At 70.6% G+C, this 15,805-nt stretch carries 10 protein-coding genes and 3 pseudogenes; 5 read left to right on the top strand and 8 right to left on the bottom strand.

The genetic code is table 11. The features are described 5' to 3' along the window. Positions 1-402 precede the first annotated feature (402 nt). A pseudogene (locus AB0950_RS12730) lies at positions 403-1,131 on the top strand (NAD(P)-binding protein); the annotation flags it as partial. A gap of 684 nt (positions 1,132-1,815) precedes the next feature. Here AB0950_RS12730 and AB0950_RS12725 read toward each other — a convergent pair. Together AB0950_RS12725 and AB0950_RS12720 are read right to left on the bottom strand one after the other, a co-directional pair. Further along, positions 1,816-2,142 (bottom strand): annotated as a pseudogene (locus tag AB0950_RS12725) (Gfo/Idh/MocA family oxidoreductase); the annotation flags it as partial. Then, positions 2,129-3,192: pseudogene (locus AB0950_RS12720) on the bottom strand (aldo/keto reductase). The pseudogenes AB0950_RS12720 and AB0950_RS12725, both read right to left, overlap by 14 nt. A gap of 103 nt (positions 3,193-3,295) precedes the next feature. Between AB0950_RS12720 and AB0950_RS12715 the strand changes: the two are divergent. Beyond that, positions 3,296-3,751 (top strand): MarR family winged helix-turn-helix transcriptional regulator, encoded by a 456-nt coding sequence (locus AB0950_RS12715; protein ID WP_366778490.1) that lies wholly within the window; start codon positions 3,296-3,298, stop codon positions 3,749-3,751. Between the two features lie 265 nt (positions 3,752-4,016). Here AB0950_RS12715 and AB0950_RS12710 read toward each other — a convergent pair whose 3' ends face one another. The 4 genes from AB0950_RS12710 to AB0950_RS12695 form a co-directional block, all read right to left on the bottom strand. After that, positions 4,017-5,927 (bottom strand): DUF2075 domain-containing protein, encoded by a 1,911-nt coding sequence (locus AB0950_RS12710; protein ID WP_366778489.1) that lies wholly within the window; start codon positions 5,925-5,927, stop codon positions 4,017-4,019. 147 nt (positions 5,928-6,074) lie between these two features. Beyond that, entirely contained in the window at positions 6,075-9,107 is a 3,033-nt protein-coding gene (locus tag AB0950_RS12705) for an AAA domain-containing protein (protein ID WP_366778488.1), read from the bottom strand. Between the two features lie 150 nt (positions 9,108-9,257). Continuing rightward, positions 9,258-10,586 (bottom strand): TRAM domain-containing protein, encoded by a 1,329-nt coding sequence (locus AB0950_RS12700; RefSeq protein ID WP_366778487.1) that lies wholly within the window; start codon positions 10,584-10,586, stop codon positions 9,258-9,260. A 127-nt stretch (positions 10,587-10,713) separates the two neighbouring features. Continuing rightward, positions 10,714-12,765 carry an APC family permease gene (locus AB0950_RS12695; protein WP_360148155.1) on the bottom strand — a complete coding sequence of 684 codons (2,052 nt, stop codon included), beginning with the start codon at positions 12,763-12,765 and terminating at the stop codon, positions 10,714-10,716. 161 nt (positions 12,766-12,926) lie between these two features. Here AB0950_RS12695 and AB0950_RS12690 point away from each other — a divergent pair, with 161 nt between their 5' ends. The 3 genes from AB0950_RS12690 to AB0950_RS12680 all read left to right on the top strand — a co-directional run bounded on the left by AB0950_RS12690 (position 12,927) and on the right by AB0950_RS12680 (position 14,543). Further along, a complete protein-coding gene (locus AB0950_RS12690) occupies positions 12,927-13,085 on the top strand; it encodes a hypothetical protein (RefSeq protein ID WP_360148571.1) in 159 nt (52 codons plus the stop codon). 112 nt (positions 13,086-13,197) lie between these two features. Further along, entirely contained in the window at positions 13,198-13,869 is a 672-nt protein-coding gene (locus AB0950_RS12685) for a TrkA family potassium uptake protein (RefSeq protein ID WP_360148158.1), read from the top strand. Continuing rightward, a complete protein-coding gene (locus AB0950_RS12680) occupies positions 13,869-14,543 on the top strand; it encodes a TrkA family potassium uptake protein (RefSeq protein ID WP_360148161.1) in 675 nt (224 codons plus the stop codon). Before AB0950_RS12685 ends, AB0950_RS12680 begins: the two co-directional genes overlap by 1 nt. A gap of 62 nt (positions 14,544-14,605) precedes the next feature. Here AB0950_RS12680 and AB0950_RS12675 read toward each other — a convergent pair whose 3' ends face one another. After that, positions 14,606-15,370 carry a DUF3159 domain-containing protein gene (locus AB0950_RS12675; protein ID WP_360148164.1) on the bottom strand — a complete coding sequence of 255 codons (765 nt, stop codon included), beginning with the start codon at positions 15,368-15,370 and terminating at the stop codon, positions 14,606-14,608. 3 nt (positions 15,371-15,373) lie between these two features. Then, positions 15,374-15,772 (bottom strand): OB-fold nucleic acid binding domain-containing protein, encoded by a 399-nt coding sequence (locus tag AB0950_RS12670; protein WP_360148167.1) that lies wholly within the window; start codon positions 15,770-15,772, stop codon positions 15,374-15,376. Positions 15,773-15,805 lie beyond the last annotated feature (33 nt).

Here is a 15,805-nt window from a genome sequence, read left to right as displayed (position 1 = left end):
ACAGCAACCGACCCACAGCGCCCGGCCCGCGACAGCCAGCCCACAGCAACCGACCCACAGCGCCCGGCCCGCGACAGCCAGCCCACAGCAACCAACCCACAGCAGCCAACCCACGGCGCCCGGCCCGCGGCAGCCAGCCCACAGCAACCGACCCACAGCGCCCGACCCACAGCAGCCGATCCACGTCGGCCAGCCCACGTCGGCCAGCCCGCGGCCGGTGCCGGCGCTCCGCCGGTGTGCGACCTCGTCGTCCGGCAGCCGTGGCCGCCGGACCGGCGAGGGCCGCCACGGCGGGCGGCGATCGTCGGCGCCGCGTCCGCGTCCCGTCCCGCCGGAGGTCACCTGGCGGCCCCCGGAGCACCACCGGTGTACCGAACCGGCGAGCGGGGAAGGGGCCCTCGCATGACGACCGCCGTAGTGGTCGGCAGTGGACCCAACGGGCTCGCCGCCGCCCTCACCCTCGCCGCCGCGGGCGTACAGGTCCGGGTGATCGAGGCGGCGGACACCCTCGGCGGCGGCGCCCGGTCCAGTGAGCTGACGCTGCCCGGCCTGATCCACGACGAGTGCTCCGGCATACACCCCATGACGCCGGACTCGGCCTTCGCCCAGCGGTTCGACCTGGCCGGGGCCGGACTGACCTGGCGCTGGGCCCCGGCCGAGTTCGCGCACCCGCTCGACGGCGGGCGCGGCGCGGTCGCGGTCCGGTCGGTGGCCGAGACCGCCGCCGGGCTCGGGGCGGGCGGCCGCGGGTGGCAGCGCACCTTCGGGCCGCTCACCGAACGGTTCGACACGATCAGCGAGGAGTTCCTGCAGCCGGTGCTGCACGTGCCGCGCCACCCGCTCCACCTGGCCCGCTTCGGCGCGTACGCCGCTCTGCCGGCCACGCTGCTCGCGCACCGCTTCCGTACGCCGGAGGCCGAGGCCCTCTTCACGGGAGCCGCCGCGCACGCCTTCCGGCCCCTGGACACGCTCCTCTCCTCGGCCATGGGAGTCGCGCTGACCACGGCCGCGCACGCGGTCGGCTGGCCGGTCGCCGAGGGGGGTACGGCCGCGATCCGGGACGCGATCGTCCGCCGCGCGGCCGAGCACGGCGTACGGTTCGAGACCGGCCGCCGGGTGACCTCGCTCGACGAGCTGGGCGGCCCGGACCTGGTCATGCTGGACACCTCGCCGGCGGCCGCCGCCCGGATCGCGGGCGCGCGGATGCCGCGCCATGTGCGCCGCGCGTACCTGCGCTACCGCCATGGTCCCGGCGCGTTCAAGGTCGACTTCGCCGTCGAGGGCGGGGTGCCGTGGGCGCACGAGGGATCGCGCGGGGCCGGCACGGTGCACCTCGGGGGCAGCGCGGCGGAGACGGCGGCGGCCGAGAAGGACGTGGCAGCGGGCCGGATGCCACAGCGGCCGTTCGTGCTCGTCGGCCAGCAGTACCTCGCCGACAAGACCCGGTCGGCCGGCGACGTGCACCCGCTTTACGCCTACGCGCACGTGCCGGTCGGCTTCACCGGCGACGCCACCGAGGCGATCACCGCGCGGATCGAGCAGTTCGCCCCCGGCTTCCGCGACCGGATCCGGGCGACGCACGTGCGCTCCACCACCGAGCTGAGCCGGTACAACGAGAACTACGTCGCCGGCGACATCGTGACCGGCGCCAACGACCCCTGGCAGCTGGTCTTCCGGCCCCGCCCGGCCCTCGACCCGTATGCCACCGGCGTGCCCGGCGTCTACCTCTGCTCCGCCGCGAGGACGAACGCGAGTCCGCCGCGCCATGTCCTCGGCCTCCGCGAGCCCGTTGCCCAGCGGCCACTCGCACAGCACGCTCTTGCCGGCGTCCAGAGCCGTCCGCACCAGTTCCCGGTGGTACGGCACCTTCACCGCCACGACCACGAGGTCCACCTCGTCGCAGGCGACCAGTTCGGCCGCCGTCCCGAAGGCGCGGGCCACAACGTGCTGCTGCCCGGAGCGCTCCGCCGACTGTCGCGAACTCGCGCTGAGAGCCCTCAGCTCGTACCCCGGTACAGCGCGCACGGCCGGCAGATGCGAGCGCTCGGCCCAACTGCCGTGCGCCCCGAGCCCGATGATCCCCACACCGATCGGCTTGCCGGACCGGGCCGTCCCGGCAAGCGGCGACTCAGACGTGTTCATGATGTGCTCCTGTTTCTTCGGCAGACGCCGGCGTGGCGGGCGGCTTCGGGCCGCGCTCGCTGTCCAGCAAGGCCATGAGGGGTGCGGCGTACCGGGTTCCGGCCACCGCGCCGACGGGAACGGCCTCGTCGATCGCACGCAGGTCCGCGTCGCTCAGGGCGACGTCGGCCGCGGCCAGGGCCTCCTCGACGCGGTGCGGTCGGCGGGCGCCCAGGACGGCCACGATGGTGCCGCGCTCGCCGCTCTGGGCCATGACCCAGGCGGTGGCGAGTTGGGCGACGCCGATGCCGTGTGCGCCGGCGAGCGGCCGCAGCCGGTCGACCAGGGCGAGGTTCGTGGCGAGGTTGCCGGGGTGGAAGCGGGGCAGCCAGTGGGCGCGCGGGTCGCCTCCGGCGGGTTGCCGGTAGGCGCCGGTGAGCAGGCCGTGTGCGAGGACGCCGTACACGGTGACGCCGATGCCCAGCTCACGGCAGGTGTCCAGGATGCCGTTGGTCTCGGGCCACGGCTGAACAGGGAGTATTCGATCTGCACGTCGCAGATCGGGTGCACGGCGTGGGCGCGGCGGATGGTCTTTGGCCCTACCTCGGACAGCCCGACGTGGCGCACGTATCCGGCCTGGACCAGTTCGGAGAGGGCGCCGACGGTGTCCTCGATCGGGGTGTCGGGGTCCAGGCGGGAGGGGCGGTAGATGTCGACGTGGTCGGTGCCGAGGCGGCGCAGCGAGTAGGCGAGCGCGTTCTTCACGTGGGCGGGCCGGCCCTCGATGCCGACGAACGTCCCGTCGGGACCGCGCAGCCCGCCGAACTTGACGCTCAGGACCGCCTTTTCGCGATCGCCGTCGCGCAGTGCGCGGCGGATGAGGTGCTCGTTGTGGCCCATGCCGTAGAAGTCGGCGGTATCCAGGAGGGTGACCCCGGCAGCGAGGGCGGCGTGGATGGTGGCGACGGCGTCAGCCTCGTCGGCGGGGGTGGTGTGGTCGGACATACCGGCGCAGCCCAACCCGAGAGGGCCGACCTGCGGGCCGCCGGTTCCAAGGGTTCGGGTCTGCATGGATCCTTCCGCGGGGCGAAGAAGGTGGGCACGGCAGCCAAGGGCCGACGAGGCGCCCCTCCTGCTAATGTTGATATCTCAACACCAGAAAGGGCATGTTGATATGTCAACGCCAGGGAGTGCGGCTCTCGACCCGAACGAGCCCACGGGCGACCCTGCCCTGGATCCCGTAGACCTCTGGTCCGCCTTCAAGCGCGCCCACGAGATCGTCCGAGCCCGTGTGATCGCGGACGCCGCCGAGGCCGCGGGCCTGTCCGAGCCGGACCTGACGATCCTCGTCAACCTGAACAAGGCGGGGGGCTCCCTGCGCCAGAGCGAGCTGGCGGCGTCGCTCGGCTGGGACCGCACACGCATCTCCCACCAGCTCACCCGCATGGGCAAACGCCAACTCGTCACCCGCGAGCGCGCCGGCGGCGTCACCGTCACCCTCACCGACACCGGACGCCAGGCCATCACCACCGTCCACCCCGGCCTGGACGCCGCCGTACGCCGCCACTTCACCGACAAGCTCTCCGCCCAGGAGATCGAAACACTGACCTCCATCCTCGGCCGGCTGTAGCGGCTGGAAAGCCGACAGGGCGACTGCGCACCACACTCGGGGCATCAAATGGGCGTCATGGGGGCGGCACCCGTCCTGTCAACCTCTCGTGCGACAGAGCGCCGATAACTGGAAGGGTGACAACGGGAGCCACGGCGACGGCTAAGCCTCAGAACCATGAGCGCGCCTGCCGCGGCACGAGGGCCGGCCGCCGAGGGTCAGGAAGGACTTTCGAGACCGAAGCCTTGTCGCCTTTCGCTGCAGGCATGATGGCGGGATCGCATGCTCAGGGGCGAACAGCGGACTTGGCCACCGCGGAAGTCCTCACTTCCGGTCGGCCGCCCACCAGTTCCCGCAGCTTCCCCCGTGTCTCGGGGTCCGTGGAATACACGATCGTGCCGACCATGCCCCTGGTCAGCAGCACCTTGTACGTGTTCCTGATCAGCCGGTCCACATCGGTGTCCGGGGTGGACGTCTTGAACACCGGGTCCTTTGACGCCGTGCGATCCGTGACCCAGCGGTCACCACGCCAGACCAGATCGGGGCCGATGATGACGCCGGACCAGTCGTACTCGAAGCCCTGGGCGGTGTAGACGCAGCCGACCTGCCCGAAACCTGCGGGGTCGGTAGCCCACAGCGCGGCCGGGGGCGCGCCCGAAACCGAGCGGTCGCCCCGCAGGTTCCACGGGCGGGCCCAGTCGCCGATGACGACGTCGGGAGGCAGCGGCTGTCCGGGCTTGGGCTCCGGGGACCAGCGCCAGCAGTAGCCGGCGGACATGCGGGCGCCGTACCCCTGGGCCCGTCGGGCTTCAAGGAATGCTTCCATCTCCTGCGGGCTGTCGGCGACCAGCAGCTGCATACGGTCGTCGGGTTCCCAGACCACCGGCCCGCCGGGCTCGAGTCCGAGGAGCCGGACCACCCAGCGCAGATAGGCGTCACTGCCTCCGCAGCGAAACTGACTGTCCAGCGGGACGACATGACAAGCGATGCCTCGTCTGGCCGCCGCCGCCTTGATCTCGGCCACGGTGCCCATCTCTCCGGGGCGTACGACCTGGTGCTCGTCGAGGAAGAAGACGGGCACGTACGCGACGTCGATGAGCTCATCGATCTGCGCCCTGCCGGTCCGGAGCGCCGCGCGCGTGTAGCGGTTGGCCGAAGTCTCCCGGATGCGGTGCGCCTCGTCGCAGATCAGGGCGCCCAGGCTGTTCTTCTCGGCGGTCATGAAGCTGTTGAAGTACTTGAACAGGTCCTGTACGTCCCGCTTACGGGAACCGGCGACCTTGCGCATCGTCTTCGTGAACGACTGCGATCCGGTGGCGTGGAGCGCCGGAACTCCGCGTCGGTACAGCTCACCGAGCAGTTGGAGGGCGATCACACTCTTTCCGGTACCGGGGCCGCCGGTGACGATCACGACTTCCTTGCGGTCGGCGTACTTGGCCTTTTCCACGGCGTTGAGCACCATGCGGTAGGCGACCTGCTGCTCGTCGAGGAGCACGAACTGCTGGCGTTCTCGCACCTCCTGGGCGGCCACGGCCATCAGCTGCTTCGACGGCACGGTGGCACCGGCGAGAAGTTCATCCGCCGTTCGTGCCCCGGGATGCTCGTCGCTCAGCTTCGAACGGAGATGTTCCAGGAAGGCGCCGCGCCGTTCCCCGGTGAAGAGCAGTCCGTGACCGTCCTGTTCTATGTCGCGCAGGCCTGCGACCCCGAACTCGGTGGCGTTGTGCAGAAATGCCACGCCGTTGACGCGGTCCCGGTGCTCGGCCACGGCACCGTTGAAGTTGACCAGGTAGTCGCAGTAACGGCGCACCTGCTCGATCGGGTTCAGTACGGGATGCGCGTAGGCGTCGACGTGACACAGGGTGGAGTCGTCCTCGTGGGGCACTGCCTGGCTCCACTGTTTGAGCTCCACCACGACGTACGACGGCTCGCCCGTCCTCGGGTGTACACCGGCGAGCACCACATCCGCACGCTTGCTGTTCAACGGGAGCGCGTACTCCAGCATGACTTCCACGTCGCCCAGGCCCGCATCGTTGAGAGCGGCGGCCAGGACAGGGATGCTGCGCTCCCAGGAGCGGACCTCCGAGGCGCCGGGGCGGTAGCCGTGCATGTGGGCGAACTGATCGGTCAGGTGCAGGAACAGCGAACCGTCGAGTGCCATGACGGCGACCGTTTTCGCGGACGCGCGGAACAGCAAGGACTTCCCCCAGGCAGCACGAAGAGACTCGTGCGGGTGGGGGCATGTCCTTCGAGACTCCACCGGGATGGAGCGGAAGCCCGTCGGGCCGCGTTGATGACATAGCTGAGATTACCTGGCGGTGGTGACAGTCGTACTGCTGACCGCTCAGGACTGAGGCGGCAGCCATCGTGCTGCCTGTTCACGGCTGACTCGGTCGGCGTCGACGTACCACTGACGTCGCTGACTGTCCCAGCGCGCACCGAGCAGCCGTTTCGCCTCGTCCTTCTCCGCGTACGGCACGTTCAGGTACAACCGTCTCCCGCCTGGGGCCTGCGTCGAAGCATCTGGCCGCTTGGAGGGCCGGGGGTTCCAGGCGGCCCGTTCCTTGCGGGCCCGTTCGATCACGCGGCCGACACGCTCGCACGCGGACGGGTCGGTGAGGCGCATCATGAGATCCGTCGGACCCGAGTTGGCCAGCAGGTTGAGCGACCCGTGCCACAGCACGGTGGCGTCCAGGATCAGCACCTTCTCGTGCATGCGCTCGCGGAACTCCACCTGGCAACCGGCCCCTCGCAGTTCCTCGACCAGGCCACGGACGCGTTCCACTGCCGCGTCCGTGGTCTGTTCCTCCGGCGGGCGGGTGCGTACGGTCACCCTGACGCCGTCGGCCACGCGCTTCGCCAGCTGCGTCGACCAGGTGCGGACGGGCCGTGTGTCGAGGAAGGGACAGTAGACCTCGATGCTGCGTCGGGCCCGGTCGATGTCCCAGCTCACAGCCCTGGGCACTTCGTCCGCAGGGAAGAAGGCCGGGCGGGCGAGCTCCTCCTCGCTCAGGGCGGCGAGCTGAGCGGCCTCGCGCACGGGGATGAGCTGGTCCACGGAGATGCACTGGGCGTGCGCCTCCAGGTGGTCGAGCATCCGGCGGGCCTCGCTCGTCTCGGGCAGGTGCTCCCGCAGGTGCTCGACGTCCGCGATGACGATGAGATGGTCCTGGGCCCGGCTGAGGGCGACGTTGAGCAGGCGGCAGGTGCGGGAGGACAGCCCGGTCCCCTGGTAGAAGTAGCCGGGCTGCCTGCCGGCTCCCGCCGTGGTGTCGAGGATGACGATGGGGCGCTGGCTGCCCTGGAAACGGTGCACGGTGTCGACCAGGCCGTCGTACTGCTCGCCGAAGCGGTAGGCGAGGCTGGCGTTGAGAGCCTGAACCTGCTTGCGGTACGGGGCGATCACAGCGAGCCGGTCGGTCGCTCGTTCCCCGGCCGGCACGTCCTGCCACTTGCGGCCGGGCAGCACACCCTCGTACTGGAGCCCTCGGACGAGTTCGTGTACGGCGGCTTCGTGGACGGTGTTGGTCTGGTGGTCGCGGCCCGGGATGCGCTGAGCGGAGGTGTCGATGAGGAGGAGCGGCGCGTCGACCAGCCCGTTGAACGGGATACGGGAGTCGTCACCACGGCCGGTTTTCAGAGGCGCGTCGGGGTACGCCACCGTGTTCACGAGGTCGCAGATGGCACTACGCATGCGGTACTGGGTGTCGAGTGCGACGAGGCGGGCGTCCGGCACCACGGAACCGCCCGCGCTGACGAGCCCGGCAGTGTGGAAGACGTCCCGGGCCGTCCACCGACGCGCGTGCTCCCGGTCGTGCGGTGTGGCCTTTCGATCACCATCACCCTTGGTCACCGCAGGGAGCTGGCGGAAGTCACCGGCGAACACGAGCCGCTTGCCCGCCAGACCAGCCACGTACCAGGCGGACGGCAGATCGACCATCCCCGCTTCGTCGACGACCACGACGTCGATCCGGTCCAGGAGCTTGCGGGTCTGCACGGCCTTGGTGACCGTGGCGCCGAGCACACGGCACGTCGAACGCACGGTGTCCGCGATCGTCCTGCGCTGCTCCTCGAGCTCGCCGATCTGCCGGCGGATGTGTTCGGCCTGGGAGAGGAGGGCCGGGCGGGCGGGTAGTGCGGTGAGCCTCGGCTGCTGCGCCGCCAGTTCCCGCTCGATGACCTCGATCTCCTTGTCGGCCAGGCGCAGCCGGAGTTCCGCGTCCGCCCGTTGGCCGGTCGCCTGCTGAGCGGCGGCACGGGCGCCTCGCAGACGGTCCTGCGCCTCGTCGAGCTTCGCCTGCTTGCGGCCCGCGAACATGCCGCTCGGCATCCCGATCTTCCTGATGAGATCTTCCTGATCCCGGATCGTGGAAAGGGCGTGATTCTGCGCGTCGACGTGCGCTGCCCGCTCTTTGCTCGCGGCACCGCGGGTCCGCTGGGCCTTGGCGAGGTCCGCGCGCAGACCGTCCACCTTGTCGTGGAGGGCGATGCCCGCATGGGTCTCTCGCAGTGCCGTGGCGAGCTGGCTGAGGGATCCGTCGATACGGGCGCCCAGTCGCGCGGCGATCCGTTCCGTGTCGACCTGGTCGCCGTACTTGTCCCGCAGCGAGGCCACGGTGATGTCACCGGCGCGCTGCACAAGGCCCTCTTCGAAGCCCTGCTCGGCCGACAGCAGCTCGCAGATCCGTTCCAGAGCCTGATCCACGGCCACCTTGGTCGGGGCGAGGAAGAGCACCGAATGGCCCTGGCGGTAACACCCTTCGACGATGTGTCCGACCACGTCGGTCTTGCCCGTGCCGGGCGGTCCCCAGAGGAACAGCACATCGCTGGCGAGGGCCTGCTCGACGGCCTGGCGCTGCCGTGGGTTGAGCTTGAGCGAGTTCCAGCCGGCGACCCACTGGACGGTGGCGTTGCCGCTGCTGCCCAGGCGCGGGGCGCCCTGCCCCAGGGCCCACCCCGCGCTGGCCGGGCGGACGGGGTGGTTCGGCTGGCCCACGGTTTCCAACCGCTCCGCGAGCACCCGCCAGGTGGCCGCGTCGTCCTCCCGTATCTGCACATGGGCCGGTGCTGCACCGAGGTCCGCCCCGGTGACGACGCGCACTTTGCCCTCGGGCATGCGTGAGACCTCGGCAGGTGACCACGGGCCGGTCGATCGGGAGGGCCGTATGAGCGCCGGCTTGCCATCGAGCGCGTCGGACCACTTCTTGCAGTCGAACACGTACTCGTGCCTGCCGTCCCCGCCGCCTGTCCTGCGGCCCGCCGACAGGGAGACCTTGGTGCCGTCCTTGCCGTCGCTGCGCAGCTCCGCGGCGACTTCCAGGCGCGCTGCCGTCAGCAGTTCCTTCACCGGATACGGCAGCGCCGTTCCCTCGCTCAATCCCGCCCCCGTCGGCTACGACCAGACCTTCGTCATGCCTGTGTCAGGAAGAGCGACTCTAAGCATGCGGAACACGCGAACGAGCCTTTCTGGCCACGCCGGAGACGCAAGAGCCGACACGACCCCCAGTTCCGCGCAAGCACCGCCGGGTCACGACTCCCTGGCGGCAGGCTCCAGAATCGCCACGCACTCCACGTGATGCGTCATCGGAAAGAGATCGAACGCCCGCAGCGTCCGCACCCGGTACCCGCCCTCGCGGAAGTACGCCAGGTCGCGGGCCAGGGCGGCGGGGTCGCAGGCCACGTAGGCGATGCGGCGGGCGCCGAGGGAGGCGAGGTGGGCGACCGTGGTGCGGCCGGCGCCGGCGCGGGGCGGGTCGAGGACGATCAGGTCGACCTCGGTGATGCCGGTGCGCGGGAGGACCGATTCGACCTTGCCCTGCTCGATGCGGACCCGCGGGAAGTCGGCGAGGTTGTGCCGCGCGTCCTCCACCGCCCGCTTGCCGGACTCGATGCCGAGGACCGCGCCCTTCTCGCCGAGCCGGTCGGCCAGCGCGCCCGCGAACAGGCCCACTCCGCAGTACAGGTCCAGTGCCATCTCGCCCTTGCGCGGCAGCAGGCCCTGCATGACCGCCGTCACCAGGGTGTCCGCCGCCTTCGGGTGGACCTGCCAGAAGCCGCCGCCGCCGACCCGGTGCGTACGGCCGTCGGCGCGTTCGCGGACGAAGGGGCGGCCGTGGACGCGGTGCACCCCGCCGGTCTTCTCGTCGACGCGGAGGACCGAGACCGGCTTGTCCAGCTCCACCAGGGGAAGGCGGGCGCCGGGGCGCGGGGTCAGGACCACCTGGCGGTCCTGGGAGCCGGTGGCCGCGATGGCCTCGACCGACTCCATACCGGTCCAGTCCCGCCGCTCGATGCCCAGCTCGCTGACGCCCTGCGCCGCGATCATGCAGTGGTCGATGCGCTCGATCTCGTGCGAGCGGTGACGGCGCAGGCCCGCGTGGCCCTCGGCGTCGACGGCGTACTGGACGCGGGTGCGCCACTGCGGCACCTGCCCGGCGGGCAGCTTGTCGCCCTCGGCCGGGACCACCGTGCCGTCCCAGCCGGCCTCCTCGGGCGTGAGGCCGGCCAGCCGCCCGAGCTGTTCGGCGATCACCTCCGCCTTCAGGCGGCGCTGCGCGCCCGGCTTGGCGTGCTGCCAGTCGCAGCCGCCGCAGCGGCCCGGCCCGGCGAAGGGGCAGGGGGCCTCGATGCGGTCCTTGGAGGCCTCCAGGATCCGTACGGCGTCCGCGCGCAGGAAGCGGGCGCCCTCCTCACCCTCGGTCACCCGGGCCACCACCCGCTCACCGGGCAGTGCGTGCCGGACGAACAGCACCTGGCCCTCGGCCGTGCGCGCGATGCAGTGGCCACCGTGGGCGACCGGGCCGATCTCGACCTCGTACTCCGCCCCGACCAGCGACTTCTTCTCTTCTGCCTGCATGGCGGGGTGACTCCAGATCGCAAAACGGGGAACGGCCGGACAACAGCCCACCAGTCTACGTGGCTGCCGTCCGGCCGCCGACCACAGGCCGGGCCCGGGGCTCAGCACCCCGGGCTCACCCCAGGCCTCACTCCTTCGCCGCCGACGCCTCCTTCGGCCGCTCCCCCGCCGGACCGCGCCGTACGGCGCCCGGTGCGCTCCACTCCTGGCGCCTGCGGGCCCGCACCTTGGCGGCCTCGGAGGACGCCAGCTGGTACGGCACGGAGGTGACCATCACGCCGGGCGTGAACAGCAGCCGGCCCTTCAGGCGCAGGGCGCTCTGGTTGTGCAGCAGGTGCTCGTACCAGTGGCCGACGACGTACTCGGGGATGATCACCGAGACCGCGTCGCGCGGCGACTCCTTGCGCAGGCTCTTGACGTACTCGATCACCGGGCGGGTGATCTCGCGGTACGGAGAGTCCAGGACCTTCAGCGGTACGTCGATGCCGCGCCGCTCCCACTCCTCGCGCAGCGCCTTGGTCTCGGCCGGGTCGACGTTGACCGTGAGCGCCTCCAGGGTGTCGGAGCGCATCAGCTTGGCGTAGGCCAGGGCGCGCAGGGTCGGGCGGTGGATCTTGGAGATCAGCACCACCGAGTGCACCCGCGAGGGGCGGACCATGTCGTCGGCCGGGTCGTCCGGAGCGGTGAGTTCCTCGGCGACCCGGTCGTAGTGCTTACGGATACCGGTCATCGTCGCGTAGAAGATGCACATGCCGAGGACGGCGACCCAGGCGCCGTGCGTGAACTTGGTGACCAGCACGACGACCAGCACCAGGCCGGTCAGGCAGGCGCCGAACGCGTTGATCGCGCGGGAGCGGATCATGTGGCGGCGCTTGGCCTGGTCCTTCTCGACCGCGAGGTGGCGGTTCCAGTGCCGGACCATGCCGGTCTGGCTGAGCGTGAAGGACACGAACACGCCGACGATGTACAGCTGGATCAGCCGCGTGGAGTCGGCGCCGTACAGGACGGTCAGCAGGGCCGCGGCGCCGGCGAGCAGCACGATGCCGTTGGAGAAGGCGAGCCGGTCGCCGCGGGTGTGCAGCTGGCGCGGCAGGTAGCGGTCCTGGGCGAGGATCGAGCCGAGCAGCGGGAAGCCGTTGTACGCCGTGTTGGCCGCGAGGAACAGCACCAGCGCCGTCGCCGCCGCGAGGACGACGAACAGGAAGCTGCCCTTGCCGAAGACGGCCTCGGCGACCTGGGAGATCACCGGGTTCTGGACATAGCCGGAGCCCAGCGCGTGGCCGTGGTTGATCAGGTCGGTGGCCGGGTTCTCGGCCATGCGGACCTTGGTCGACATGGCGAAGCCGATGATGCCGCAGAACATGGTGACGGCCAGCAGGCCCATGAGGGCCAGCGTGGTCGCCGCGTTCTTCGACTTGGGCTTGCGGAAGGCCGGGACGCCGTTGGAGATCGCCTCGACGCCGGTGAGCGCGGCACAGCCGGAGGAGAAGGCCCGCAGCAGCAGGAAGACCAGCGCGAAGCCCGCGAGGCCCTGGTGCTCTGCCCTGATGTGGTAGTCGGCGCTCGGTGCCCGCATGGTGTCCCCGAGGACCAGGCCGCGGACCAGGCCCCACGCGATCATGACGAAGACGCCGCCGACGAACACGTACGTCGGGATCGCGAAGAGCTTGCCGGACTCCCTCACACCGCGCAGGTTCATCAGCGTCAGCAGGACGATCACGGCGACCGCGCACAGCACCTTGTGCTGGACCACGAAGGGGACGGCCGAGCCGAGGTTCTCGATGCCGGAGGCGATGGAGACGGCCACCGTCATGACGTAGTCCACCAGCAGGGCGCTGGCGACCGTCAGACCGGCCCTGTCACCGAGGTTGGTGGTGGCGACCTCGTAGTCGCCGCCGCCGCTCGGGTAGGCGTGGACGTTCTGCCGGTAGGAGGCGACCACGGTGAACATCAGGACCACGACCGCGACGGCGATCCACGGGCTGAAGTGGTACGCCGACACGCCCGCGATGGACAGGACCAGCAGGACCTCGCCCGGTGCGTAGGCGACGGAGGACAGCGGGTCGGAAGCGAAGACGGGGAGTGCGATGCGCTTCGGCAGGAGCGTTTCGCCCAGCCGGTCACTGCGCAGTGCGCGCCCGATCAGAATCCGTTTGGGCACGTCGGTCAGTTTGGACACGAGAGAGGATCGTAGGCCTTCGAACGGGCGCCCGCCCACCCGGCATCGCGGATCTGCCTCACGAGTGAAATCGAAGGCGCGGTGAACTGCGGATTCCGTGGTCCGCGCACTCCACGTGCCTAGATGTCAAACCCCGTACGTCATCGCACCTCGGAGGACCCATGCCCGCCACCGCGGAGCTGATCGGGGCGACCGTCGCCCTCCTCGGCCTCGGAATCCTGACCCTGTGCAGCGTGCGCAGCATCACGCGCCGGAGCCCGTCCCCGATGATCCCCGAGCCGATCGCCGACGCTGCTCACGCGCATGATCGCGGACGGTGATCACTGAGAGCCCCGCACGGGGGTGCCCACCGCCACGCGCCCTGTGTAGCTTTGGGCCTCGGTCTGAGACCCTGATGCTGAGCAGTAACTTTTGGACACCGGAAGGACGGTCGTGCACATCGTCATCATGGGCTGCGGAAGAGTGGGTTCCGCTCTTGCCCAGACCCTGGAGCAACAGGGCCACACGGTCGCCGTGATCGACCAGGACCCCACCGCCTTCCGCCGGCTGGGCCCGGGCTTCGGGGGCCGCCGGGTCACCGGGGTCGGCTTCGACCAGGACACCCTGCGCGAGGCGGGCATCGAGGAGGCCGGCGCCTTCGCCGCCGTCTCCAGCGGCGACAACTCCAACATCATCTCCGCCCGCGTGGCCCGCGAGATGTTCGGCGTGGAGAACGTGGCCGCCCGTATCTACGATCCGCGCCGCGCCGAGGTCTACCAGCGCCTGGGCATCCCCACGGTGGCCACGGTCCGCTGGACCGCCGACCAGATGCTGCGCCGGCTGCTGCCCTCCGGCGCCGAGCCGCTGTGGCGCGACCCCACCGGCGGGGTGCAGCTCGCCGAGGTGCACGCCTCCACGAAGTGGGTCGGGCACAAGATCAGCACGCTGCAGGAAGAGACGGGCGTCCGCGTGGCGTTCCTGACCCGCCTGGGCGAGGCGATCCTGCCGACCTCGCAGACGGTGCTGCAGGAGGGCGACCTCGTGCATGTGATGATGCGGTCGGACGACGTGGACAAGGTCGAGGCGGCGTTCGCCCAGGGCCCGGAAGAGGAGAGCGGTCACTGATGAGGGTCGCCATTGCCGGAGCCGGCGCCGTCGGCCGCTCGATCGCGGGCGAGCTGCTGGAGAACGGGCACGAGGTCCTGCTCGTCGACAAGGCCCCGACCGCCATCTCGGTGGAGCGGGTGCCGCAGGCGGAGTGGCTGCTGGCCGACGCCTGTGAGATCACGTCCCTGGACGAGGCGGCGCTGCAGCGCTGCAACGTCGTCATCGCCGCGACCGGCGACGACAAGGTCAACCTGGTCGTCTCGCTGCTCGCGAAGACGGAGTACGGCGTCCCGCGCGTCGTCGCCCGCGTCAACAACCCGAAGAACGAGTGGCTGTTCAACGAGTCCTGGGGCGTGGACGTGGCCGTCTCCACCCCGCGTCTGATGTCGGCCCTGGTCGAGGAGGCGGTGAGCGTCGGCGACCTGGTGCGCCTGCTCCGCTTCAGCCACGGCGACGCCAACCTCGTCGAGCTGACCCTCCCCGAGGAGTCGGCGCTGGCCGGGACCCAGGTGGGCGACGTCCGCTGGCCCGAGGACACCTCCCTGGTGACCATCATCCGCGGCACCCGCGTGCTGACCCCGTCCAAGGAGGACTCCCTGGAGCCGGGCGACGAGCTGCTGTTCGTGGCCGCGCAGGCCCGCGAGGAGCAGCTGGAGGAGCTGCTGTCGGTGCGGCGCGACGACGAAGCCTGACCCGCATCGAGAAAGGGCGCCCTTTCACCAAAGGGCGCCCTTCGTCGTCGTACGGCTGCCGGCTACGCCTCGCGGCGGTGCCGGCCGCCGGGCGCCTCGCCGCTGTCGGACAGCGCGGCCTTGCGCTCCTCCTCGGCCTTCTCCTCCGCCTCCATCTCGGCGAAGACGTCGATGGGGGCCGGCGCCTTGGCCAGGAAGACCCAGGTGAGCCACACCGCCAGCAGGAACGGCGGGATCTTCAGGGCGACCAGGACCCAGCCGAGCCTGGTGGTGTCCGACCACCAGTAGAGCGGGAAGAGGATCGCGCACTTGGCGAGCAGGATCAGGCCCCAGGCCCAACTGGCCTTGGCGTAGGCCTTCTTGCGGCCGGGGTTGCGGGTGCGCCAGGAGAGGTTCTCCTTGAAGACCGGGCCGAGGATCAGGCCGATCAGGGGCACCCCGGCGAGGGTGGTGACGATGTACGCCAGCGCCAGGCCCAGCGTGTAGAGCATGCCGGGGAGGTAGAAGTTCTTGGCGTTTCCGGTGAACATCGCGAACACGACGCCGAAGGCCACGCCGAACACCCCGCTGAAGGCGTGCTTGACGGTGTCCTTCATCGCGAGCCGGACCACGACGAGGATCAGGGAGACGGCCAGCGCGGCGAGCGCCGACACGTGCAGGTTCTTGTTCACCGTGAAGATCGCGACGAACAGCAGACCCGGCACGACCGTCTCCACCATGCCGCGGACACCGCCGAACGCCTCGAAAAGCGCTGCCTCGGTCACCGCGCGAGCGTCGTCCGACGTGGTCTGGTCGGTGCCTTCGGTCGGCTTGTCGAGGGACGTCACCGGCTACTCCCGTCCGAGGGGTCGCAGTTCGTATTTGGGGTTGAACAGCACCCGGCGGCCCCGGCTCATCGAGATCCGGCCCGATGCGATCAGCCTGCGTCCCGGCTCTATGCCCACGATGGAACGCCTGCCGAGCCACACCACGTCCAGCGCGGCGGAGCCGTCGAACAGCTCGGCCTCCAGCGCCGGGACCCCGGCCCGCGGACGCAGGGTGACCGTGCGCAAGGTACCAGTTACGGTGACGATCTGCCGGTCGTGGCAGTCGCCGATCTTCGTGCAGCCCGCGGTCTCGGCGTCCTCGCGCAGCTCCTCGGACTCCAGGTCCTCCTGCGACGAGGAGAGCCGGTCGAGCATGCGCCGGAACCGGCCGGCCGGCTTTTCGGATCGAGGAACAGCACTCATACATGAAGCGTACCGGGGCCCACCGACAGCACC

The organism is Streptomyces sp. NPDC007189, assembly GCF_040703635.1.
Taxonomy (GTDB): Bacteria; Actinomycetota; Actinomycetes; order Streptomycetales; family Streptomycetaceae; genus Streptomyces.
The sequence above is the reverse complement of the archived record's forward strand: the minus strand, read 5'-3'. Positions and strand labels throughout refer to the sequence as shown.

Coding starts and splice junctions, on each gene's coding strand:
- AB0950_RS12715 (WP_366778490.1), top strand. CDS start 3,296: ATGTCAACGCCAGGGAGTGCGGCTCTCGACCCGAACGAGCCCACGGGC.
- AB0950_RS12700 (WP_366778487.1), bottom strand. CDS start 10,586: ATGCAGGCAGAAGAGAAGAAGTCGCTGGTCGGGGCGGAGTACGAGGTC.
- AB0950_RS12690 (WP_360148571.1), top strand. CDS start 12,927: ATGCCCGCCACCGCGGAGCTGATCGGGGCGACCGTCGCCCTCCTCGGC.
- AB0950_RS12680 (WP_360148161.1), top strand. CDS start 13,869: ATGAGGGTCGCCATTGCCGGAGCCGGCGCCGTCGGCCGCTCGATCGCG.
- AB0950_RS12670 (WP_360148167.1), bottom strand. CDS start 15,772: ATGAGTGCTGTTCCTCGATCCGAAAAGCCGGCCGGCCGGTTCCGGCGC.